We start from the raw sequence: 20,190 nt of genomic DNA, 5'->3' as shown, positions 1-20,190 counted from the left end.
GCCCGCTTTGACGCCCCAAAACACGCCAGAGGGCGTTGCAAATGCGCGCCGTAGCCCGAGCTACGGCTGTGCTTTGCGCCTACTCGGGCGCGTTTTGGGGCGCCCCTTCGGGCACGCCCAATTCCCTCTCAGCCTCTGAGGGCTTCTCAGGCGTGCTTCAAATTTCGAGGTTGTCGATCAGGCGTGTGCGCCCGAGCCGTGCTGCGCCGAGCACCACGAGTGCGCCGCTGCCGTCCCCGGGGCGCGGTGGCTGCAGATCGATGCGGCGGCGAACCGTGAGGTAGTCGACCTGCCAGCCGCGCGCGGCCAGCGCCTGCATGGCACGCTGCTCGAGCGCTGCGGCCTGCGTGGGCAGGCCCTCGGCCGCGGCGAGGGCGTCGCGGGCCAGTGCGCGCAGCGCCAGCGACAACTGCACCGCTTCGGCGCGCTCGGCTTCGCTCAGGTAGGCGTTGCGTGAACTGAGCGCCAGGCCGTCCTCGGCACGCTGGGTTTCGCCGACGAGGATCTCCACCGGCAGCATGAACTGCTCGACCAACTGGCGAATGATGAGCTGCTGCTGGTAGTCCTTTTTGCCAAACGCGGCGACGCCGCCGCCGGTGGTTCCGAATACGGCCGCAAAGAGCTTGAGGACGACGGTGGCGACGCCGGTGAAAAAACCCGGCCGAAACTGGCCTTCGAGGATGTCGGCCAGGGCGGGATCGGGCTGGACCTTGAAGGTCTGGGGCTCGGGGTAGAGGTCGCGCTCGCTGGGCGCGAAAACCAGGTCGCAGCCTGCTGCACGCAGCCGCTCGCAGTCGCGCTCGAGCGTGCGGGGATAGCTGTCGAAGTCTTCGTGCGGCAGGAACTGCAGCCGGTTGACGAAGATGCTCGCCACGGTGAGGTCGCCGCGAGGGCGGGCAAGCTCGACCAGGGCGAGATGCCCGTCGTGCAGGTTGCCCATGGTTGGAACGAAAGCGGGTTTGCCGCGGCCGGCGAGGGCGGCGCGCAGGTCGGTGAGCGTGTGAACGATTTGCATCGATGGGGTTGTGGGGGGATTCGGTCGGATTGCGGCGGCCGCCGCGGGCTTACCGCAACGCTGAATCAGTTCCCGCGATGGTGCGCGCCCGCAGCCGGGATGCGCGACGTGCGAAGGGCTTGTTCAGCGTTGCCTTACCACGCATGGAGTTCGTCGACCGGGAAACGCCCTTCCTTGACGGCGCGGACATAGCTTTCGATGGCGCCGCGCACGCTGCCGGCATCGGCCATGAAGTTGTGGACGAACTTGGGCGTCTTGCCCAGGTTGATGCCGAGCATGTCGTGCATCACCAACACCTGGCCCGCCGTGCCTTTGCCGGCGCCGATGCCGATCGTGTGGCAATGGGTGAGTTCGGCGGTCAGCTCGCCGGCCAGCCGTGCAGGCACCATTTCGAGCACGAGCATCGTCGCGCCGGCATCCTGAAGCTCATGCGCATGGCGGCGCAGCAGCACGGCAGCTTCTTCGTCGCGGCCCTGCACCCGGTAGCCGCCGAGCGCGTGCACGGTCTGCGGCGTCAGCCCCAGGTGCGCGCAGACGGGGATGCCGCGCTGCACCAGGAACTCGACCACGGGCGCCGTCCAGCCGCCGCCTTCGAGCTTGATCATGTGGGCGCCCGCCTGCATCAAGACCGCGGCGCTGCGCAGGGCCTGTTCTTTCGACTCCTGGTAGCTGCCAAACGGAAGGTCCGCGATGATCCAGGCCGTGCCCTGCACGCGCCGCAGCCCGCGCGACACGCTTTCCGTGTGATACCGCATGGTTTCGAGCGTGACGCCCACGGTGCTCGTGAGGCCCTGGCAGACCATGCCGAGCGAGTCGCCCACGAGCAGGCATTCGACCCCGGCCGCATCGGCCACGGCAGCGAAGGTGGCGTCGTAAGCGGTGAGCATGGTGATTTTCTCGCCGGCCGCGCGCATCTGATGCAGCCGCGGCAGGCTGACCGGGCGCCGCTGCGGCAGGGGCGAGGCGGGGGGCAGCGTTCCGTAGGGCGTCGCGCTGGGGGCAGGTGTGGTTTGGCTCATGGTCTTGGGGTTGTGGTTGCGCCAGTGGGCGCGAGTCTATTCGATGCGGCTATGCTTGCCGCATGCCAACCGAAACGGATTTTCAAAACCCCGAGTTTGTCGCCCGACTGGCTGCCGAGGACGTGCGCCGCGCACTGGCCGAAGACCTGGGCACCGGCGACCTCACTGCGGCCCTGGTGCCCGCGGGGCGGCGGGCGCGGGCGCAGATCGTGGTGCGCGAGCCGGCCGTGCTCTGCGGCGCCCCGTGGCTGGAGGCCGCGTTTCTGGCGCTCGACCCCGAGGCGTCCATCGTCTGGGAGGCGACCGAGGGTGCGCGCCTCGTGCCCGCTCAGTGCGTGGTCCGCATCGAGGGCGATGCGCGTGCCCTGCTCAGCGCTGAGCGCACCGCGCTCAACTTTCTGCAGCTGCTCAGTGGTGTTGCAACCAAAACCGCGCGTTGCGTGGCCGAGGTGGCCGGTACCCGCGCGCACATCGTCGACACGCGCAAGACCTTGCCCGGCCTGCGGCTGGCGCAGAAATACGCGGTGCGGGTGGGGGGCGGCACGAACCACCGCATCGGCCTCTACGATGCGGTGTTGATCAAGGAAAACCATATCGCGGCCGCAGGCGGCATTCGGCCCGTGCTCGAGGCTGCCCGGCGCGTGGCGCCCCAGGCCGCGTTCATCGAGATCGAGGTCGAGACGCTCGCGCAGCTGATGGAGGCGCTCGACGCCGGTGCCCGGATGGTGCTGCTCGACAACATGGACTTGGCGACCATCCGTGAGGCGGTGCGCATCAACGCCGGGCGGGCGGTGCTCGAGGTGTCGGGGGGTGTGCGGCTGGAAAATCTGGCCGAACTGGCGCAGACCGGTGTGGACCGCATTTCCATGGGCACGCTGACCAAGGACGTGGTCGCCACCGATTACTCGATGCGCTTCGAGGAGCTATGAGCATGAACACGATCATTGATGTCGAGTACGAACAACCCGCATGCAGCACCCGCCATGCCTGGGCGCGCGTGCCGGTGGAGCCCGCGCCGCATGAGCGAGCGGCACTCAAGGAGCGCATCCGCGCGCTGCTCAAGGCGCAGGACGCGGTGATGGTGTCGCATTACTACGTGCACCCGGACTTGCAGGACCTGGCGGAGGAGACCGGCGGCATCGTGAGCGACTCGCTGGAGATGGCGCGCTTCGGGCGCGAGCACCCCGCGCGCACGCTCGTCGTCTCGGGCGTGCGCTTCATGGGCGAGACGGCCAAGATCCTGAGCCCGGACAAGCGCGTGCTCATGCCCGACCTCGACGCCACCTGCTCGCTCGACCTCGGCTGCCCGATCGACGCCTTCAGCGCCTTTTGCGACGCGCATCCCGATCGCACGGTGGTGGTCTATGCCAACACCAGCGCCGCGGTGAAGGCGCGCGCCGACTGGGTCGTGACTTCGAGCTGCGCGCTCGACATCGTGCGCGCGCTCAAAGACAAAGGCCACAAAATCCTCTGGGCGCCCGACAAGCACCTGGGCGGCTACATCCGCGAGCAGACCGGTGCGGACATGCTGCTGTGGGAGGGTTCGTGCGTGGTGCACGACGAGTTCAAGGCCTTCGAGTTGCAGTCGCTCATGCGCGAGCACCCCGGCGCCAAGGTGCTCGTGCATCCCGAAAGCCCCGCGGCCGTGGTGGCGCTGGCCGATGCGGTGGGGTCGACCTCGGCCATCCTCAAAGCCGCGCGCGAGATGGATGCCCGTGAATTCATCGTGGCCACCGACAGCGGCATGATGCACAAGCTGCGCACCCAGAACCCCGGCAAGGTGTTCATCGAGGCACCCACCGCCGGACGCAGCGCCACATGCAAGAGCTGCGCGCACTGCCCGTGGATGGCGATGAACGGGCTTGCGGGTGTTGCGCGCGTGCTCGAGACCGGCGCCAACGAAATCACCGTGGATGCGGTGCTGATCGACCGTGCGCGCCTGCCGATCGAGCGCATGCTCGCGTTCACCGCCGCGCAACGCAGCGGGCAAAACGCCGGTGCGCTGGTGCCCGAGCTGGGTGCGGTGTGAGGTTCTGGCGCGCTGGGTTTTATTTTTGGCGGTATCCCGGCGTAAATTGCGGCTTTCTTGCTATCGAAACTGAACTGATCCGGGTGCAGCCCGGACCGGCTCAGGCGCGTTGCAGCGGCACCGCGTGGCGCAGATCCACGGGGCGGTTGGTCGCATCGACGAAAACCAGTCGCGGCGCATGGGCGGCCACGCGGTCTTCGGGTACTTGGGCGAAGGCGGCGATGATGATGAGGTCGCCCACCGCCGCGCGCCGGGCGGCCGAGCCGTTGACCGAGATCATGCCGGTACCGCGCTCGCCACGGATGGCGTAGGTGATGAAGCGCTCGCCGTTGGCGATGTTCCAGATGTGCACCTGTTCGTTTTCGCAGATGTCGGCCGCATCGAGCAGGTCTTCGTCGATCGCGCACGAACCCTCATAGTGCAGCTCGCACTGGGTGACGGTGGCGCGGTGGATCTTGGATTTGAGTAGGGTTCGGTACATGGTTGGTCTCAAAAAGGGGCCAGCACGGTGTCGAGGGCGCGCGGCAGTTTGGCCGGATAGTCTCGGCTGTAGTGCAGCCCGCGACTTTCGTGGCGCAGCTGCGCCGAGCGCACGATGAGGTCCGCGACCTGCACGAGGTTGCGCAATTCGAGCAGGTCACGCGTCACATGAAAACGGGCATAGAACTCGTGAATCTCGCCCTTGAGGGTTGCGATTCGGTGCGCCGCGCGCTCCAGGCGCTTGTTGGTGCGCACGATGCCGACATAGTCCCACATGAAACGGCGCAATTCTTCCCAGTTGTGCGAGATCACCACCATTTCATCGGGGTCGGTCACGCGGCTGTCGTCCCACAAAGGCAGGGCCGGAGGCGGGTGGCGTTCGGTCACTTCGATGTGGCGCGCTGCCGCGTGGGCAAACACCATGCATTCGAGCAGGGAGTTGCTGGCAAGCCGGTTGGCGCCATGCAGGCCGGTCCATGCGGTCTCGCCAACCGCGTAGAGGCCCGGAATGTCGGTGCGCGCATGCAGATCGGTGACGACGCCCCCGCAGGTGTAATGCGCCGCGGGGACGACCGGAATCGGCTGCCGCGTGATGTCGATGCCGAGCTCGGCGCAGCGGGCGAGGATGTTGGGGAAATGTTCCTGGAGGAACGCTGGACTCTGGTGGGAGATGTCGAGATAGACACAGTCCAGACCGTGCTTTTTCATCTCGAAGTCGATCGCCCGTGCCACCACATCACGCGGCGCGAGCTCGGCGCGCGGGTCATGCTGGGGCATGAAGCGCGTGCCGTCGGGCAGGATCAGGCGACCGCCCTCGCCGCGTACCGCCTCCGAGATCAGGAAGGATTTGGCCAGCGGGTGGTAGAGGCAGGTCGGGTGGAACTGAATGAATTCCATGTCTGCCACGCGGCATCCCGCGCGCCAGGCCGCTGCGATGCCGTCGCCGGTGGCGGTGTCGGGGTTGGTCGTGTAGAGATAGACCTTGCCCGCGCCTCCGGTGGCCAGCACCGTATGCGGTGCCCGCAGTGTGAGCACTTCGTCGCTGAGCTCGTCGAGCGCGTAGAGGCCGAGGCAACGGTTCGCCTCGAGTCCAAGCCGTGAGCCGGTGATCAGATCCACCAGCGTGTGATGCTCCAGCACCGTGATGTTGGGGCTGCTGCGCACCTGCTCGATCAGGGTGCGTTGCACCGCGGCACCGGTGGCGTCGGCCACGTGCGCGATGCGCCGCGCGCTGTGACCGCCTTCCCGCGTCAGGTGGATTTGCCCGTCCTCGAGTGAAAACGGCACGCCGAGCGACTGCAGCCAGCGGATCGCCTCGGGGGCGTGCTCGACGACATGGCGCACCGCCACTTCGTCGCACAGCCCGTCTCCGGCCACGAGGGTGTCGCGCACATGGGCGTCGAAACTGTCGCTCGGGTCGAGCACGGCCGCAATGCCGCCTTGCGCCCAGGCGCTGGCGCTGTCGTCGAGACCTCGCTTGGTGAGGACGGCGACGCGCCGGTTCGCCGCCAGGTGCAAGGCTGTCGAGAGGCCAGCGAGGCCGCTGCCGACGACCAAGACATCGAAATCGAGAAAACGTTCGCTCATGGTGGATGCTAGTTGGGTGGATGCGCCCGAGTGCGGGATCTCAGCTCGGCGTGTACGCCAGACGCACCCAGATGGGTGCGAAGGCTTGTGCCTGCGTGATTTCGATCAGGGATTCGCGCGCCAGCTCGAGGATGGCAATGAAAGTCACCACCAGCACGGGTACGCCCTTGTGCGGGTCGAACAGCTCGCCGAATTCGACGAAGCGCTTGCCTTGCAGGCGCCGCAGCACGAGGCTCATGTGCTCGCGCACGCTGAGTTCTTCGCGCGTGATCTGGTGACGTTGCACCAGCCGCGCGCGGCGCAGGATTTCCTGCCAGGCCTGCTGCAGGTCGGCGGTGCGCACGTCCGGCAGGCGAGGCGCCAAGGCCTGCTCGATGGCCACCTGGGCCCGCAGCACGTCGCGCCCGAGCAGCGGCATCGCGTCGATGCGGCTCGCGGCGAGCTTGATGCGCTCATATTCGAGCAGCCGGCGCACCAGCTCGGCGCGCGGATCCTCGACTTCCTCGGCGTCGCTCGTCACCGGGCGCGGCAACAACATGCGCGACTTGATCTCGATGAGCATCGCCGCCATCAGCAGATACTCGGCCGCGAGTTCGAGGTTGCGGCTGCGGATTTCCTCGACATAGGCCAGATACTGTCGCGTCACGGCGGCCATCGGGATGTCGAGGATGTTGAAGTTCTGCTTGCGGATCAAATACAGCAGCAAGTCCAGCGGCCCTTCGAAAGCCTCCAGAAACACCTCGAGCGCATCGGGCGGGATGTAGAGGTCCTGCGGCAGCGCAAACAGCGGCTCACCGTAGAGGCGAGCCACGGCGACCGGGTCCACAAGCTCGGGCATGGCCGCACTCGGCCCCTCGCCCGGCGTGGCGTGGCTCTCAGGGGCAGCGTGGGCGATCATGCCGTCACTTCAAAAATAGGAGCAGAATACGACCAGATGGCGCTGGGGTTCGGACAGAAAAGCTCAAAAAGAGCTTGGTCGGGAGCGTTGGGCGGCCTCATCGGGCGCCGCAACGGGGGTTGGCCGCCGCTCAGGACTCGTTCTGGTAGACGTAGGGCTTTTGCGGCACACGCGCGGCCTCGAAATCGCGCATCAGCGCACGGTCGCGCGGCCGGTCCCACAGCAAGCCGCGGCCGGCCCGCTGCTCGGCCTCGAGATCCGGATTTGCCTTCTTGAGCGACTCGATGAACTGCGTCGCGTCCGAAACGTAATGCGGACGCTGGAAGAAATCTTTGATCGACATGGTGCGACAGGTCCCGTAAAGCGCCGCAGCCCCGGGCGGGCGGCGGCGTGCCATTTTATGGGCTGCTGCCCCTTGGGGACACACCCTCGGGGACAAGGCCCCGAGGCCCGCGTCCGGGCAGGGCGTCGCTCGCTGTTCCTCAAGCTTGAGCTTGCCGTGGGACTGCCGCGCGGATCGCCTCGGCCAAGCTCGGGTAGATGGCGTCTGGGCCGACGAGCGCCAGCAGCCCGCTGCGCTGCGCCATCTCGAGCGGCTGGTGACTCATGCCGCACAGGATGAAACGCACGCCCCGCTTGTGGCAGGTTTTGATGAGGCTTTGCAGCGCATCGGCTCCGGACGTATCCATGTAAATCAGGTTTTTCAGGTCGAGGATCAAGGCCTGCTGGGGCAATTCGCGCTCGATCCGCTCGAGCAGTTCGACCGCCCCGAAAAACAGCGCGCCATAAAGACGCCAGGCTTGGATCTCCGCCTCGTGGCCGCGCAGCTCGGGAAAGGCATCGGCCGTCACCAGCTCGGCGCGCGAAAGGCTCGAGATGCGGTAAATGAAGGTCAGCAAAGAAGCCACCAGCCCGACTTCGACCGCCACCGTCAAGTCAAAGACGACGGTCAGGAAAAACACCGCCAGCAGCGTGACGCGATACGGCAGCCGGTAGTTGCGCAGGTGGACGAACTCGCGCCACTCGCCCATGTTCCAGGCCACGAACAGCAAAATCGCCGCCAGCGTCGCCAACGGAATTTTGGATGCCAGCGGCGCGGCCACCAGCAGCACCACGAGCAGCGTCAGGGAATGCACGATGCCGGCAATCGGGCTGCTCGCGCCGCTCTTGATGTTGGTCACGGTGCGCGCGATGGTGCCGGTGGCGGGCATGCCACCGAAGAAGGGGGTGACGAAGTTCGCAATGCCTTGCCCCATCAACTCCTGGTTTGGGTCGTGGCGGCTGCCGGTCATGGAGTCCGCCACGCGCGCGCACAGCAAGGATTCGATCGCGCCGAGCATCGCCAGCGTGAAGGTAGGCATGAACAAATGCCGCGCCGTCTCCCAACTGAAGTCCGGAAGCGTGAACGCGGGCAGCCCCGAGGGGATGCCGCCAAAGCGGCTGCCTATGGTTTCCACATCGAGCCCGAAGAACGAAGTGGCCGTGGTCGCCAGCACCAGCGCCACGATCGAGCCCGGAATCGGCGTGAGCTTGCCGGCGAACTGAATGCCGCTGCCAATCTTGGGCATGAAGAACTGCCAGATGATGATCACGGCGAGCGAAGCCGCCGCCAGCGCCAACGCCGTGGCGTTGAATGTCGGCAGGGCGTCGGCGAGTGTGTGCAACATGCCGAAAAAGTCCGCCGGCATCTTCGCAACTTTGAGGCCCAGCACGTCCTTGACCTGTGAGAGGGCAATCAGCACCGCGATGCCGTTGGTAAATCCAATGACCACCGCAATCGGGATGAAGCGCACCAGCGTGCCCAGTCGCAGCACCCCCATGAGGAACAGCAGCAGCCCCGACATGGCGGTGGCGATGATGAGGTTGGCCAGGCCGTAGCGCTCGAGGATGCCGTAGACGATGACGATGAAGGCGCCCGCAGGGCCGCCGATTTGCACCGGGCTGCCCCCGAACACCGAAATCAAAAGACCGGCAATGACGGCAGTGAAGATGCCCGCCTCGGGCTTGAGGCCGCTGGCAATTGCAAACGCCATGGCCAGCGGCAGGGCGACGACGCCGACCGTGAGCCCGGCCGCGACGTCGCGCGTGAAGCGCTCACGGTTGTAGCCCTTGAGGCTGTCGATCAGCGCGGGGCGGAAACGAGGGAGAGAAATGGACACGGAACCTCCATGAATTCAATGGAACAGCGGGAATCACCAATCGGGGTGAGCCGCGCAGGAGGTCCGCAATGGTGTCGCAACGCAATGAAGCGCCGGCGCCGCGAGGGGCTGGCATGACGATTGAGCCAGGTCAAGCGAATGTTCATGGCTCCGTTATTATCTTCCCGAAAAATCTTTCAAAAAGAAGAACAAGGGAGAGGGGATGCCGCATAAGGCTTTGAACGGCCGGTGGCCGAGCTTGTGGGCATGGGCATGGTTGCGCGTCCTGGCCGTCGGTATTTGGGTGGGGCTCATTGCCGCGCCGGCGTGGGCGGCCGAGGGGTCGCAGCCCGTCGTGGCCGTTTGGCTCGACCCGACGGGCACCGCGACGCCCGACGTGGCGTTCGAGCAGCTCCAGGGTGCGCAGGCTCAGCCCTACACGCCGCGACGCATCTGGCCATTTGCCCCGGGGCAGGCTTACTGGTTTTTGCTGGGGCCGATTGGGCTGGATGAGCCGCTGGCCATCTCGGTCCCTTACCCGGGCGTCGATCAGGTCGAATTGTTCTGGCGGACCGATCCGCAGGCGCCGTGGCAGCTGCGTCGCGCGGGAGACCAGATTCCCAACAGCGAGTGGCCGCTGCCTTATTTGCACCCGGTCTTCTTTGCCTTGGCGAAGCCGGCAGCGATGATGCTGCGTGTCGACCATGGGCTCCCCAGCGCGCTCCCCGTGCTGGTTCAAACGCAGCGGGAATTTGCGGAAGAAGCCCAGTATGCGTTGATGGCGGTCGGTGCCTATGTCGGGTTCGTGCTGCTGGTGGTCATCTTGGCGCTCACCCATGCGCTCGTCTACCGCCAGCGCCTCTTTGCGCTCTATGCGGCCTACGTCGTGGTGTTGGCTTTGACTCAGGCCTCGCTGGTCGGGGCCGCTGCGCGTTTCCTGTGGCCGCACGCTCCATTGCTTGCCGATCGGGCGCCACTCGTGTTTCCGATGCTCAGCCTCGTGATGGGGACTTGGCTCGTGCGGGAGATCGTCCGACCCTTGCCCAGCCCCTGGTTGGACCGGGTGCTTTGGGCTTCGATGGGGATCGGGCTGGTGTTTGCGCTGCGCTTTGCTTGGTTTGGGCTGACGCCGGGCTATGTCTACGCGAACCTGTACTTTTTGGCGAGCGTTCCGCTGCTGCCGGGCGTGCTGCTTTGGCATGCGCTGCGGCGTTCGGACAGCAGCTGGTGGTTCGTGGCCGGCATCTCGGCCCTGCTGCTGGCGGCCGGTTTCGTGGCTCTGAGCAACATCGGTTGGTTGCCGCGGCGTTCTTGGACGCCCTACTGGCCGCAAATCGGAGCCTGGCTTGAAATTCCCTTGTTCATGTTTGGCCTGTTGCAACGCAATCGCCGCGAACGCGAGCTGCAGCTTCGGCAGGCATCGTTGCAGAAAGACGACCCGACGACCGGATTGCTCAATGAGCGCATGACGCTCGAGCGGCTCAGCCATGCGATCGAGCGGGCCCAGGGCGGCGGCGAGTTTCGGGTCGCCCTGCTCGTGGGTTTGCGAGACATCGAAGCCATCGGACGCGAGCTCGGGGACTCGGGCCGAAACTCGGCGCTGGTGCATGCTGCGCTTGCCATCACGCGGGTCATGCGTCCGGGTGATACGGCCGGGCGCGTGGGGGACGCGGAGTTTTTGCTGATCCTCGAGCACTGTCGCACCCCCGAGCAGGCCCGCAGCGTCGCGACCCGCGTCATCGCCCAGGGACTGGCGCAGCGCTTCTCCACGATCGAGCGCGGCCGGGGCCTGCGGCTCTGGGTGGTGATTGCTCAGAGCGTCGGCGGGTGGCCAGACGCCCGAATGCTGTTGCATGAGATGCGCCGCGAGGCCGCGCGCGTCCGCGGGGATGAAACGCGCGCGATCGCGATCATCAACCCTCCGTAGCCCCCGCTCAGCGCACCCGCATGCCCGGTTGCGCGCCGGGCCAGGGGGTGAGCACGAAAATGCCCGGGTGGGCTTTTTCGTCGGCATGGCTGGCCGCGAGCACCATGCCTTCGCTGATCCCGAACTTCATCTTGCGCGGCGCCAGGTTGGCGACCATGACGGTGAGTTTGCCGCTGAGCTCTTCGGGGGCGTAGGCGCTGGCGATGCCCGAAAAGACCTGCCGCAGCCGCGGCTGACCAGCTTCGTCCGTTTCGCCGACGTCGAGTATCAGGCGCAGCAACTTGGTCGAACCCTCGACCCGCTCGCACGAGACGATGCGCGCGATGCGCAGGTCCACTTTGGCAAAGTCGTCGATACCGATCACGGGCGCGATCGGTTCGCCGCCGGGGCTGGCTGCAGCGGTCACGCTGGGGCTGGCCAGGGTGGCGGCCCGCTCGGGCGGCGGGGCAAACAGCGCGTCGAGCTGCTTTTCGTCCACGCGCTGCATCAGGTGCTGGTAGGTACCGATGCGGTGGCCGGCACCCAGGCGCTGGTCGGCCTGGGTGTAGTCCATGGGGGCGATTTGCAGGAAGCTTTCCACCTGCGCGGCCAGCGCGGGCAGCACGGGTTTGAGCATCAGCGTCAACAAACGGAAGGCTTCGATGCAGGTGGTGCACACGTCGTGCAGGCGCGCGTCCATGCCCGGTTGCTTGGCCAGCTCCCAGGGTTTGTTCTGGTCCACGTAGGCGTTGACGCGGTCGGCAAGTGCCATGACCTCGCGCAGCACCTTGGCGAATTCGCGTTCGGCATACAGATCGGTGATGTGCGGCACGGCGTCGTGCAGGTGCTCGAGCAGCGCGTCGCCATCCGCCGAGACCTCGCCCAGCCGGCCTTCGAAGCGCTTGCTGATGAAGCCGGCCGCGCGGGAGGCGATGTTGACGTACTTGCCGATCAGATCGGCGTTGACGCGGGCCATGAAGTCGTCGCGGTTGAAATCCACGTCTTCATTGCGGGCGTTGAGCTTGGCCGCGAGGTAGTAGCGCAGCCACTCGGGGTTCATACCGAGTTCGAGGTATTTGAGCGGGTCGAGTCCGGTGCCGCGGCTCTTGCTCATCTTCTCGCCGTTGTTGATGGTGAGAAAGCCATGCACGAACACCTTGGTGGGCGTCTTGCGGCCGCTGAAATGCAGCGTCGCCGGCCAGAACAGGGTGTGGAAGTAGGTGATGTCCTTGCCGATGAAGTGGTACTGCTCGACCGCGGGGTCGGCGATGAATGCCTCGAAACTGCGGGCTTCGCCGTAGGCTGCGCGTGCGCCGCCTTTGTCGAAGAAGTTTTTCAGCGAGGCGAGGTAGCCGATCGGCGCGTCGAGCCAGACGTAGAAGTATTTGCCCGGCGCATCGGGAATTTCGATGCCGAAGTAGGGTGCGTCACGGCTGATGTCCCAGTCCGCCAGCGTCGGGGTGCCGCCCTCGCCGGGCTCGAACCATTCGCGGATTTTGTTGAGCACCTCGGGCTGCAAGCGGCCCGGCGTGCTGGTCCATTCCTGCAAGAACTCGACACAGCGCGGGTCCGAGAGGCGGAAGAAGAAGTGCTCGGAACTGCGCAGCACCGGGGTGGCACCCGAGAGCGCCGAGTAGGGGTTTTTCAGTTCGGTGGGACTGTAGACCGCGCCGCAAACCTCGCAGGAGTCGCCGTACTGGTCCTTGGCGCCGCACTTCGGGCACTCGCCCTTGATGAATCGGTCCGGCAGGAACATGCCCTTTTCCGGGTCGAAGAACTGTTCGATGGTGCGGGTGGCGATCAAGCCATTGGCCTTGAGGGCACGGTAGATGTCCTGCGCGAGCTGGTGATTCTCGGGCCCGTCGGTGTTGTGCCAGTTGTCGAAGCTGATGTGAAAACCATCGAGGTACGGTTTGCGGCCCGCGGCGATCTCGGCGACGAACTGCTGCGGCGTCTTGCCGGCCTTTTCGGCCGCGATCATGATGGGTGCGCCATGTGCATCGTCGGCACAGACGAAATACACGCGGTGCCCCTGCAGCCGCTGGAAGCGCACCCAGATGTCGGCCTGGATGTATTCCATGATGTGGCCGATGTGGAAGGGCCCATTGGCATAGGGCAGGGCCGTGGTCACGAAAAGCTGGCGCGGGGTTTCGGTCGCTGGGGTATCAAGCATAGACATCGGTCCTTGGAGGTGTGCGCCGATTTTAGGAGGCGCACCCCAAGCGACGTCGAGCGACGCCGAAAGAGCGCTCTGGAGAACCGAGCGGGCGTGGCTCGGCCGGGGCCGCGCTACACGCGCAGCGGGTCGCGGCGGCGTTCGATGCGCGGAGGCGGTGCCGCATCCGGCGCGCTCCAGCCGAGGAAGGCGCAGAGTTCGGCCTCGGCGGCCCAGGCATCGGCGGCGCCGAGCGCCATGAGGGCTTGGGTGTACGGCGCTTCGAACAACAGGTAGCTTGCCAGTGCGCCACCCGCCGCAGCGCTGCGCCCCGACGAGACACCCAAGGCGCCGAGCAGGCTGCGAACCGGAGCGGGCAGGGCGTCCGCATGTTGAGCCGCGAGGCTGTCGAGCCGCTGCGTCGGCGCAATCACCATCAGTTCCACGGGCCGCAGCGGGCTGTGCGCGCGCAAGTCGGGCGGCACCAGGCGCAGCGTTTGGTTGATGCGGCGGACGCGTTCGATATCGACCGCGAGCGCATCGAGGAAGATGCTCGAGAGTGCGTGTCCCGCGATCTGTGCCAATGAGGGGTAGTCGCCGGCGCTGGGTGATGGCGTGTAGGTGCGCGGCTCGCTCATGCGGCCGGCCCCGATCACGAGCACTTTTTCCGCGCCGAGGTGGATGGCCGGTGCCACGGGCGCGGTTTGCCGCATCGAGCCGTCCCCGAAGTATTCGCGCCCTTGCTGGATCGGCAATTCTTGCGCGGGAAACACGAAGGGAATGGCTGAGGAGGCCAGCAGATGGGTGTGCGTGATCGGGGCTTCGACGGCAAGCCGTTGCGAGCGCACCCACGGCTCGAGCCCGGGCGCGCCCTGGAAGAAGGTGATGTGCCGCCCCGACTGGTAGCTCGAAGCCGTCACGGCCAGCGCGCGCAGCGTGCCCCGTTCGATGAGGCCGGGCAACCGTTCGAGCGGCACCCACTGCTGCAACAGTTCTGCCAGCGGCGTGTTGTCGAGGAGCGACTTGGGCTTGATGCGCGCGAAGCGGGCGAGCACCCATCCCATCGAGAGCAGACCCATCCACCGCGCACCGCTGCGCAGCACGCTGAGCAGGTCTGCACCATAGACCTAGCCCGCTTCGAAGCCGCTCCAGATCGAGGCCATCTGCTCGACGGTCGCGTCGAACTCGTCGAGGCCGCAGGCCAGGGCTGCGGCGTTGATGGCGCCGGCGGAGGTGCCAACGAGAATGTCGAATGGCGCCCCGCTGTCGTGCGGCTGGTGCACGCGGCGCATGGCGCAAATCGCCTGCAGCACCCCAACCTGGTAGGCCGCGCGTGCGCCCCCACCCGTGAGCAGCAGCGCGCAGCGGCGCTGCGCTGGCGGTTCGAGGCCCTGACGCTCCCGGCTGTGGTCCATGGCCTTGGATTATGGGAGTGCGGTTGCTGGGTGCTCCGGCTCGGAGCATCGGGATTTACCCGCAACGATGGGCCACGAAAAACCCCAGCCGCGCTGGGCGTTCTGGGGCCGTTAGACTGCCGACCTTACTCGTTTGATTGTCCCCGAACCGCGAAGCCACCATGCCCGTTACCGAACAAGCCGTCCTCGAAGCGCTCAAGACCGTCATCGACCCCAACACCGGCAAGGATTTCGTTTCCACCCGTGCCCTGAAGAACCTGCAGATCACGGGCGACGAGGTGTCGTTCGATGTGGAACTCGGTTACCCCGCCAAGAGTCAGATTCCCGCGCTGCGCCGTGCGCTGATTGCCGCGGCGCGCAGTGTGCCTGGGGTGGCCAACGTTTCGGCCAACGTCACGCAACGCATCGTCGCGCATGCGGCGCAGCGGGGCGTGGCGCTGCTGCCACAGGTGAAAAACATCGTCGCCGTGGCCTCCGGCAAGGGCGGCGTGGGCAAGAGCACGACGGCGGTGAATCTGGCGCTCGCCCTCGCGGCCGAAGGCGCGCGGGTCGGCCTGCTCGATGCGGACATCTACGGCCCCAGTCAGCCAATGATGATGGGCATCGAAGGCCGGCCCGAGAGCCTCGACGGCCAGACCATGGAGCCGCTGGAAAATCACGGCGTGCAGGTCATGTCCATCGGCTTTTTGGTGGACAAGGACGAGGCCATGATCTGGCGCGGCCCGATGGCGACCCAGGCGCTCGAACAACTGCTGCGGCAGACCAACTGGAAGGATTTGGACTACCTCATCGTCGACATGCCGCCGGGCACCGGTGACATCCAATTGACCCTGTCGCAGCGCGTGCCGATGACCGGCGCGGTGATCGTCACCACGCCGCAGGACATCGCCTTGCTCGATGCGCGCAAGGGCATTCGGATGTTCGAGAAGGTGGGCGTGCCCATTCTCGGCATCGTCGAAAACATGGCGGTCTATTGCTGCCCGAACTGCGGCCACACCGAGCACATCTTCGGCGCCGACGGCGGCAAGAACATGGCCGCCGAGCTGGGCGTGGATTACCTCGGCGCGCTGCCGCTCACCAAGCAGATCCGGCTGCAGGCCGACAGCGGCAAGCCCACCGTCGTCGCCGACCCCGACAGTGAGGTGGCAGAGATTTACCGCACCGTGGCGCGCCAGGTGGCGGTGAAAATCGCCGCCAAGGCCAAAGACTTCTCGAGCAAGTTCCCCTCGATCAAGATCTCGAAGGACACCTGAGGACCGGGCAACGCTGACCCCGCCCTCCTCGGCGGGGCTTGACGCTGGCGGCGGAACCCGTACGCTGTGCCCCATGCCACCGCCATCCTCTCCGATGCCGTTCCCGTCCGCGCCGCCCGATCCGTCGGCTGGGCCGCGTCGTCCGCGTCTGCTGCCCAAAGGTCGTCCGGTCGATGCAGCGGCTCGGGCTGAAGTGCGCGCGCTGCTGGGTGAGGCGCCGCCCGATGGATGGGCGCGGGATCGCTTGATCGAGTACCTGCACCGGCTCAACGACGCCTTCGGCGCGCTATTCGAGCGGCATTTGCTGGCGCTGGCCGAGGCCATGCGCCTCGCACCGGCCGAGGTGTACGAGGTGGCGAGCTTCTATCACCACTTCGACATCCTGCCCGACGGGGCCACGGCGCCGCAGGCCACGGTTCGGGTGTGTGCAAGCCTCTCTTGCGCCATGGCGGGCGCGTCGGGGCTGATCGAGCGCTTGCGCGCGCAGCTGGGCGCGGGCATCCGGGTCGTGGCTGCGCCCTGCATCGGGCGCTGCGACCAGGCGCCGGCCGCGCTGGTGCAGGCGCGCGGCGCCGCATGCAGCGTAGCGCCGGCGGACGCGCACGCCATCGAGGCAGCTCTGCATGCCGTTCAGCAGCCGGATTTTGGACAAAAAACCCAGAATCCCGGCGTGAATCGCTCGCTAGCTGCTCTCAAATTTGATGAATACCAGGCCTACCGCGTTGCCGGTGGCTACGCGCTCGCCGCCGCTTTGGTGAATGGCGAGGAGGATGCGGAGCGCGTGCTGGCCGAGGTCGCCGGTTTGCGCGGCCTCGGCGGTGCGGGCTTCCCCGTGGCGCGCAAATGGCGCATCGTGCGCGCGCAGCCTGCGCCGCGCTGCTTCGCCGTCAACATCGACGAGGGCGAGCCCGGTACCTTCAAAGACCGCCACTTCCTGCTTGCCGACCCTCACCGCTTCCTCGAAGGCGTGCTGATTGCGGCGCAAGTCGTGGGCACCGAGCGGGTGGTGCTCTACCTGCGCGACGAATACCCCGAGTTGCGCGCGCGGCTGCAAACCGCACTCGCCGCGCTCGAAGCCGACCCGCCCTGCCCGCTGCCCGAAATCGAACTGCGCCGTGGCGCCGGGGCCTACATCTGCGGCGAGGAGTCGGCGATGCTCGAGAGCATCGAGGGCAAGCGCGGTGAGCCGCGCCTGCGCCCGCCTTACATCGCCGAGGTGGGCTTGTTCGGCCGGCCCACGCTCGAGCACAACGCTGAGACCGTGTTCTGGCTGCGCGAGCTGATCGAGCGAGGTGGCGCTGCGTTCGCCGCGGGCGGCCGGCACGGCAGCCAGGGTTGGCGCAGCTACAGCGTCAGCGGCCATGTGCGTTTGCCCGGGGTGAAGCGGGCACCGGCGGGCATCACGCTGCGTGAACTCATCGACGAATACTGCGGCGGCATGGCCGAGGGCCGCACGCTCTACGCCTTTTTGCCCGGCGGCGCCAGCGGCGGCATCTTCCCGGCGAGCCTGGCCGACGTTCCGCTCGACTTCGGTCGCTTCGAGCCCTACGGCGGCTTCATCGGGTCGGCGGCGGTGGTGGTGCTGAGCCAACACGACCGCGCGCGCGACGCCGCGCTCAACGCGATGCGCTTCTTTGCTGCCGAGAGTTGCGGCCAATGCACGCCTTGCCGCGTCGGCACCGCCAAGGCCGCCGCGCTGATGGCCGCGCCGGTTTGGGATGCGGCGACGCTGCAAGACCTTGCCCTCGTCATGGCCGACGCTTCGATATGCGGGCTGGGGCAAGCCGCCCCCAACCCCTTGCGCTGCGTGCTGCGCTACTTCCCCCATGAGGTCGGGCTGGCCGCCGAGCCACCCCCGGAGGCCCTCCCATGAAGCCCCTGCCGGACACCGAGGCGCCCGTGCGTGCCGCCTTCAGTTTCGAACTCGACGGCCGAGCCATCGACGCTTTGGAGGGCGAGACCATCCTCGAGGCGGCGGCCCGCCACGGCGTTGCCATTCCCCACCTCTGCCACCGCGACGGCCTGCGCCCCGAGGGCAACTGCCGCGCGTGTGTGGTCGAAATCGAGGGCGAACGGGTGCTGGCCCCGAGCTGTTGCCGCAGCCCGCAGCCCGGCATGAAGGTACGTGCCCAGAGCCCGCGGGCGCGCCAGAGCCAACAGATGGTGCTCGAACTGCTGCTGGCCGACCTGCCGCCGGCCGAGCGCGCGCCGGCCCTGTTGCCGACCTGGGGCGAGCTTGGGCACTGGGCCGAGCGTTGGCAGGTCGCGCCGCGGCCGGCGCTGACGGCGCTGGCGCGCGCGCCGGTCGCGCCCGATACCAGCCACCCTGCGATTGCGGTGCGGCTCGACGCCTGCATCCAGTGCACCCGTTGCGTGCGGGCCTGCCGCGAGGTGCAGGGCAACGAAGTCATCGGCTTTGCCGGCCGCGGCGCCGAGGCGCGCATCGTCTTCGACTTGGACGACGCGCTCGGCGCGAGCCGCTGCGTGGCCTGCGGCGAGTGCGTGCAGGTCTGCCCCACCGGGGCGCTGCTGCCCGCGCGAGCGGCAGCGGGGGCGGGCGCCCGGCAGGTCGACACCTTGTGCCCCTACTGCGGCGTGGGCTGCCGCATTCGTGTCGCGGTCGAGGGCGAGACCATCGTCGCGGTCGAAGGGGCGATGGGCCCGGCCAACGAAGGGCGGCTCTGCGTCAAAGGCCGCTTCGGTTGGGATTACGCCCACAGCCCTGAGCGGCTGACCCGACCGCTGATCCGCAAACCCGGCGCGCCGAAGGATCCGGCCGCGATCCGCCGCGGGCTGGATTGGCGCGAGGTGTTCCGCGAGGCGAGCTGGGACGAGGCGCTCGGCCTGGCCGCCGCGGGCTTTTTGCGCCTGCGCGCGCAGCACGGGCCGCAGACGCTCGCGGGCTTCGGCTCGGCCAAGGGCACGAACGAAGAGGCTTATTTGTTCCAAAAGCTCGTGCGCACCGGCTTTGGCACCCACAACGTGGACCATTGCACGCGGCTGTGCCACGCGTCGAGCGTGGCCGCGCTGCTCGAGGGCCTGGGCTCGGGCGCGGTGAGCAACCCGGTGCGCGACGTGGCGCATGCCGATTTCATCCTCGTCATCGGCGCCAACCCCGCAAGCAACCACCCCGTCGCTGCGACCTGGATCAAAAATGCGGTCGCCCGCGGCGCGCGGCTCGTCGTCGCCGACCCGCGCCACACCGATCTGGCCCTGCACGCGTGGCGGGAGCTGCGCTTCAAGCCCGACACCGACCTCGCGCTGCTCAATGCCTTGCTGCATGTCATCGTGACCGAGGGGCTGGTGAACGAATCCTTCGTGCGTGCGCGCACCGAGGGTTATGAGGCGCTGGTCGAGCATCTGCGCGACTACAGCCCCGAGCGCATGGCGCCGCTCTGCGGCATCGCCGCCGACACGCTGCGCGAAGTCGCCCGCGCCTATGCCAGCGCCCAAGCCGCAATGATCTTCTGGGGCATGGGCATCACGCAGCATGTGCACGGCACGGACAACGTGCGCTGTTTGATAGCCTTGGCTGCGGTCACCGGCCACATCGGTCGGCCCGGCACGGGCTTACATCCGCTGCGCGGGCAGAACAATGTGCAGGGCGCGAGCGACGCCGGGCTCATCCCCATGATGCTGCCCAACTACCAGCGCGTGGCCGACCCCGAAGTGCGCGATTGGTTTTCGCGGTTTTGGGGCGTGCCGCTGTCGGACGTGCCGGGCCTCACGGTGGTCGAGATCCTCAACGCCGCGCTGGCGGCCGAAGCCGACCCGCAGCGCATCCGCGGCATGCTCATCATGGGCGAAAACCCCGCCATGAGCGACCCGGACCTCGCGCACGCGCGTGCCGCGCTCGCACGGCTCGAGCATCTCGTCGTCCAGGATGCCTTCTTGACCGAGACCGCCTGGCTGGCCGACGTGGTGCTGCCGGCGAGCACCTGGTTCGAAAAGATGGGCACGGCGACCAACACCGACCGCACGGTGCAGCTCGGTCGCCAGGTGCGAATGCCGCCCGGCGAAGCCCGCGCGGACCTGTGGATTCTGCAGCGCCTCGCCGAGCGGCTCGGGCTCCAGTGGAACTATGAAAAAAAGAGCAACACCGCACCGAATCACGCCGGCTACTACGGTGTGGAGCGGATCTATGAGGAAATGCGCCAGACCATGGCAGCGGCCATCGGCGGCATTTCCTGGGCGCGGCTGGAGCAGGAGGGCAGCGTCACCTACCCTTGCGTGTCTGCCGACGACCCCGGCCAGCCGGTCGTGTTCCGCGAGCGTTTTCCCACGGCCAGTGGACG

General features: G+C 67.2%; 14 protein-coding genes and 1 pseudogene. 6 read left to right on the top strand and 9 right to left on the bottom strand.

Features of this window, described 5'->3' with window-relative positions; translation table 11 throughout:
- Window positions 1-157: 157 nt before the first annotated feature.
- Entirely contained in the window at window positions 158-1,015 is an 858-nt protein-coding gene (gene panC, locus JHC36_RS03530) for a pantoate--beta-alanine ligase (protein ID WP_287915942.1), read from the bottom strand.
- A 134-nt stretch (window positions 1,016-1,149) separates the two neighbouring features.
- The gene (gene panB, locus JHC36_RS03525) at window positions 1,150-2,034 is read right to left on the bottom strand and encodes a 3-methyl-2-oxobutanoate hydroxymethyltransferase (RefSeq protein ID WP_287915940.1); all 885 of its coding nucleotides are present in this window, start codon (window positions 2,032-2,034) and stop codon (window positions 1,150-1,152) included.
- A 62-nt stretch (window positions 2,035-2,096) separates the two neighbouring features.
- Here panB and nadC point away from each other — a divergent pair, with 62 nt between their 5' ends.
- Together nadC and nadA are read left to right on the top strand one after the other, a co-directional pair.
- Complete coding sequence (nadC, locus tag JHC36_RS03520; RefSeq protein WP_287915937.1) at window positions 2,097-2,963, top strand: carboxylating nicotinate-nucleotide diphosphorylase; 867 nt, start codon at window positions 2,097-2,099, stop codon at window positions 2,961-2,963.
- 2 nt (window positions 2,964-2,965) lie between these two features.
- Window positions 2,966-4,063 (top strand): quinolinate synthase NadA, encoded by a 1,098-nt coding sequence (gene nadA / locus JHC36_RS03515; protein WP_503006822.1) that lies wholly within the window; start codon window positions 2,966-2,968, stop codon window positions 4,061-4,063.
- Window positions 4,064-4,163: 100 nt separating this feature from the next.
- Here nadA and panD read toward each other — a convergent pair whose 3' ends face one another.
- The 5 genes from panD to JHC36_RS03490 form a co-directional block, all read right to left on the bottom strand.
- Entirely contained in the window at window positions 4,164-4,544 is a 381-nt protein-coding gene (gene panD, locus JHC36_RS03510) for an aspartate 1-decarboxylase (RefSeq protein WP_287915931.1), read from the bottom strand.
- An 8-nt stretch (window positions 4,545-4,552) separates the two neighbouring features.
- Complete coding sequence (nadB, locus tag JHC36_RS03505) at window positions 4,553-6,130, bottom strand: L-aspartate oxidase (protein ID WP_287915928.1); 1,578 nt, start codon at window positions 6,128-6,130, stop codon at window positions 4,553-4,555.
- A 40-nt stretch (window positions 6,131-6,170) separates the two neighbouring features.
- Entirely contained in the window at window positions 6,171-7,028 is an 858-nt protein-coding gene (locus tag JHC36_RS03500; RefSeq protein ID WP_287915925.1) for a segregation and condensation protein A, read from the bottom strand.
- A gap of 130 nt (window positions 7,029-7,158) precedes the next feature.
- On the bottom strand, window positions 7,159-7,371 hold the full coding sequence (locus JHC36_RS03495) for a DUF3460 family protein (protein WP_124220451.1): 213 nt from the start codon (window positions 7,369-7,371) through the stop codon (window positions 7,159-7,161).
- Window positions 7,372-7,510: 139 nt separating this feature from the next.
- The gene (locus tag JHC36_RS03490; protein ID WP_287915920.1) at window positions 7,511-9,187 is read right to left on the bottom strand and encodes a SulP family inorganic anion transporter; all 1,677 of its coding nucleotides are present in this window, start codon (window positions 9,185-9,187) and stop codon (window positions 7,511-7,513) included.
- A gap of 202 nt (window positions 9,188-9,389) precedes the next feature.
- Here JHC36_RS03490 and JHC36_RS03485 point away from each other — a divergent pair, with 202 nt between their 5' ends.
- On the top strand, window positions 9,390-11,093 hold the full coding sequence (locus tag JHC36_RS03485; protein ID WP_287915917.1) for a 7TM diverse intracellular signaling domain-containing protein: 1,704 nt from the start codon (window positions 9,390-9,392) through the stop codon (window positions 11,091-11,093).
- A 7-nt stretch (window positions 11,094-11,100) separates the two neighbouring features.
- On the opposite strand, the gene metG is transcribed toward JHC36_RS03485, so the two are convergent.
- Window positions 11,101-13,245 (bottom strand): methionine--tRNA ligase, encoded by a 2,145-nt coding sequence (gene metG, locus JHC36_RS03480; protein WP_287915914.1) that lies wholly within the window; start codon window positions 13,243-13,245, stop codon window positions 11,101-11,103.
- A gap of 116 nt (window positions 13,246-13,361) precedes the next feature.
- Window positions 13,362-14,642, bottom strand: a pseudogene (locus tag JHC36_RS03475) (patatin-like phospholipase family protein).
- Between the two features lie 161 nt (window positions 14,643-14,803).
- On the opposite strand from JHC36_RS03475, the gene apbC reads away from it, so the two are divergent.
- The 3 genes from apbC to JHC36_RS03460 all read left to right on the top strand — a co-directional run.
- Window positions 14,804-15,895, top strand: a complete 1,092-nt coding sequence (gene apbC / locus JHC36_RS03470; RefSeq protein ID WP_287915911.1) for an iron-sulfur cluster carrier protein ApbC — start codon at window positions 14,804-14,806, stop codon at window positions 15,893-15,895.
- Window positions 15,896-15,968: 73 nt separating this feature from the next.
- Window positions 15,969-17,768 (top strand): NADH-ubiquinone oxidoreductase-F iron-sulfur binding region domain-containing protein, encoded by a 1,800-nt coding sequence (locus JHC36_RS03465; RefSeq protein ID WP_503006821.1) that lies wholly within the window; start codon window positions 15,969-15,971, stop codon window positions 17,766-17,768.
- The coding region (locus tag JHC36_RS03460) for a molybdopterin-dependent oxidoreductase (protein ID WP_287915908.1) at window positions 17,765-20,190 on the top strand (2,426 nt) is incomplete at its 3' end. The genes JHC36_RS03465 and JHC36_RS03460, both read left to right, overlap by 4 nt.

Origin of the sequence: Tibeticola sp. (genome assembly GCF_022759015.1) — a bacterium.
Lineage (GTDB): Bacteria > Pseudomonadota > Gammaproteobacteria > Burkholderiales > Burkholderiaceae_C > Tibeticola > Tibeticola sediminis.
Note: the sequence above shows the minus strand (reverse complement) of the source record. Positions and strands in the feature narration are given on the sequence as shown.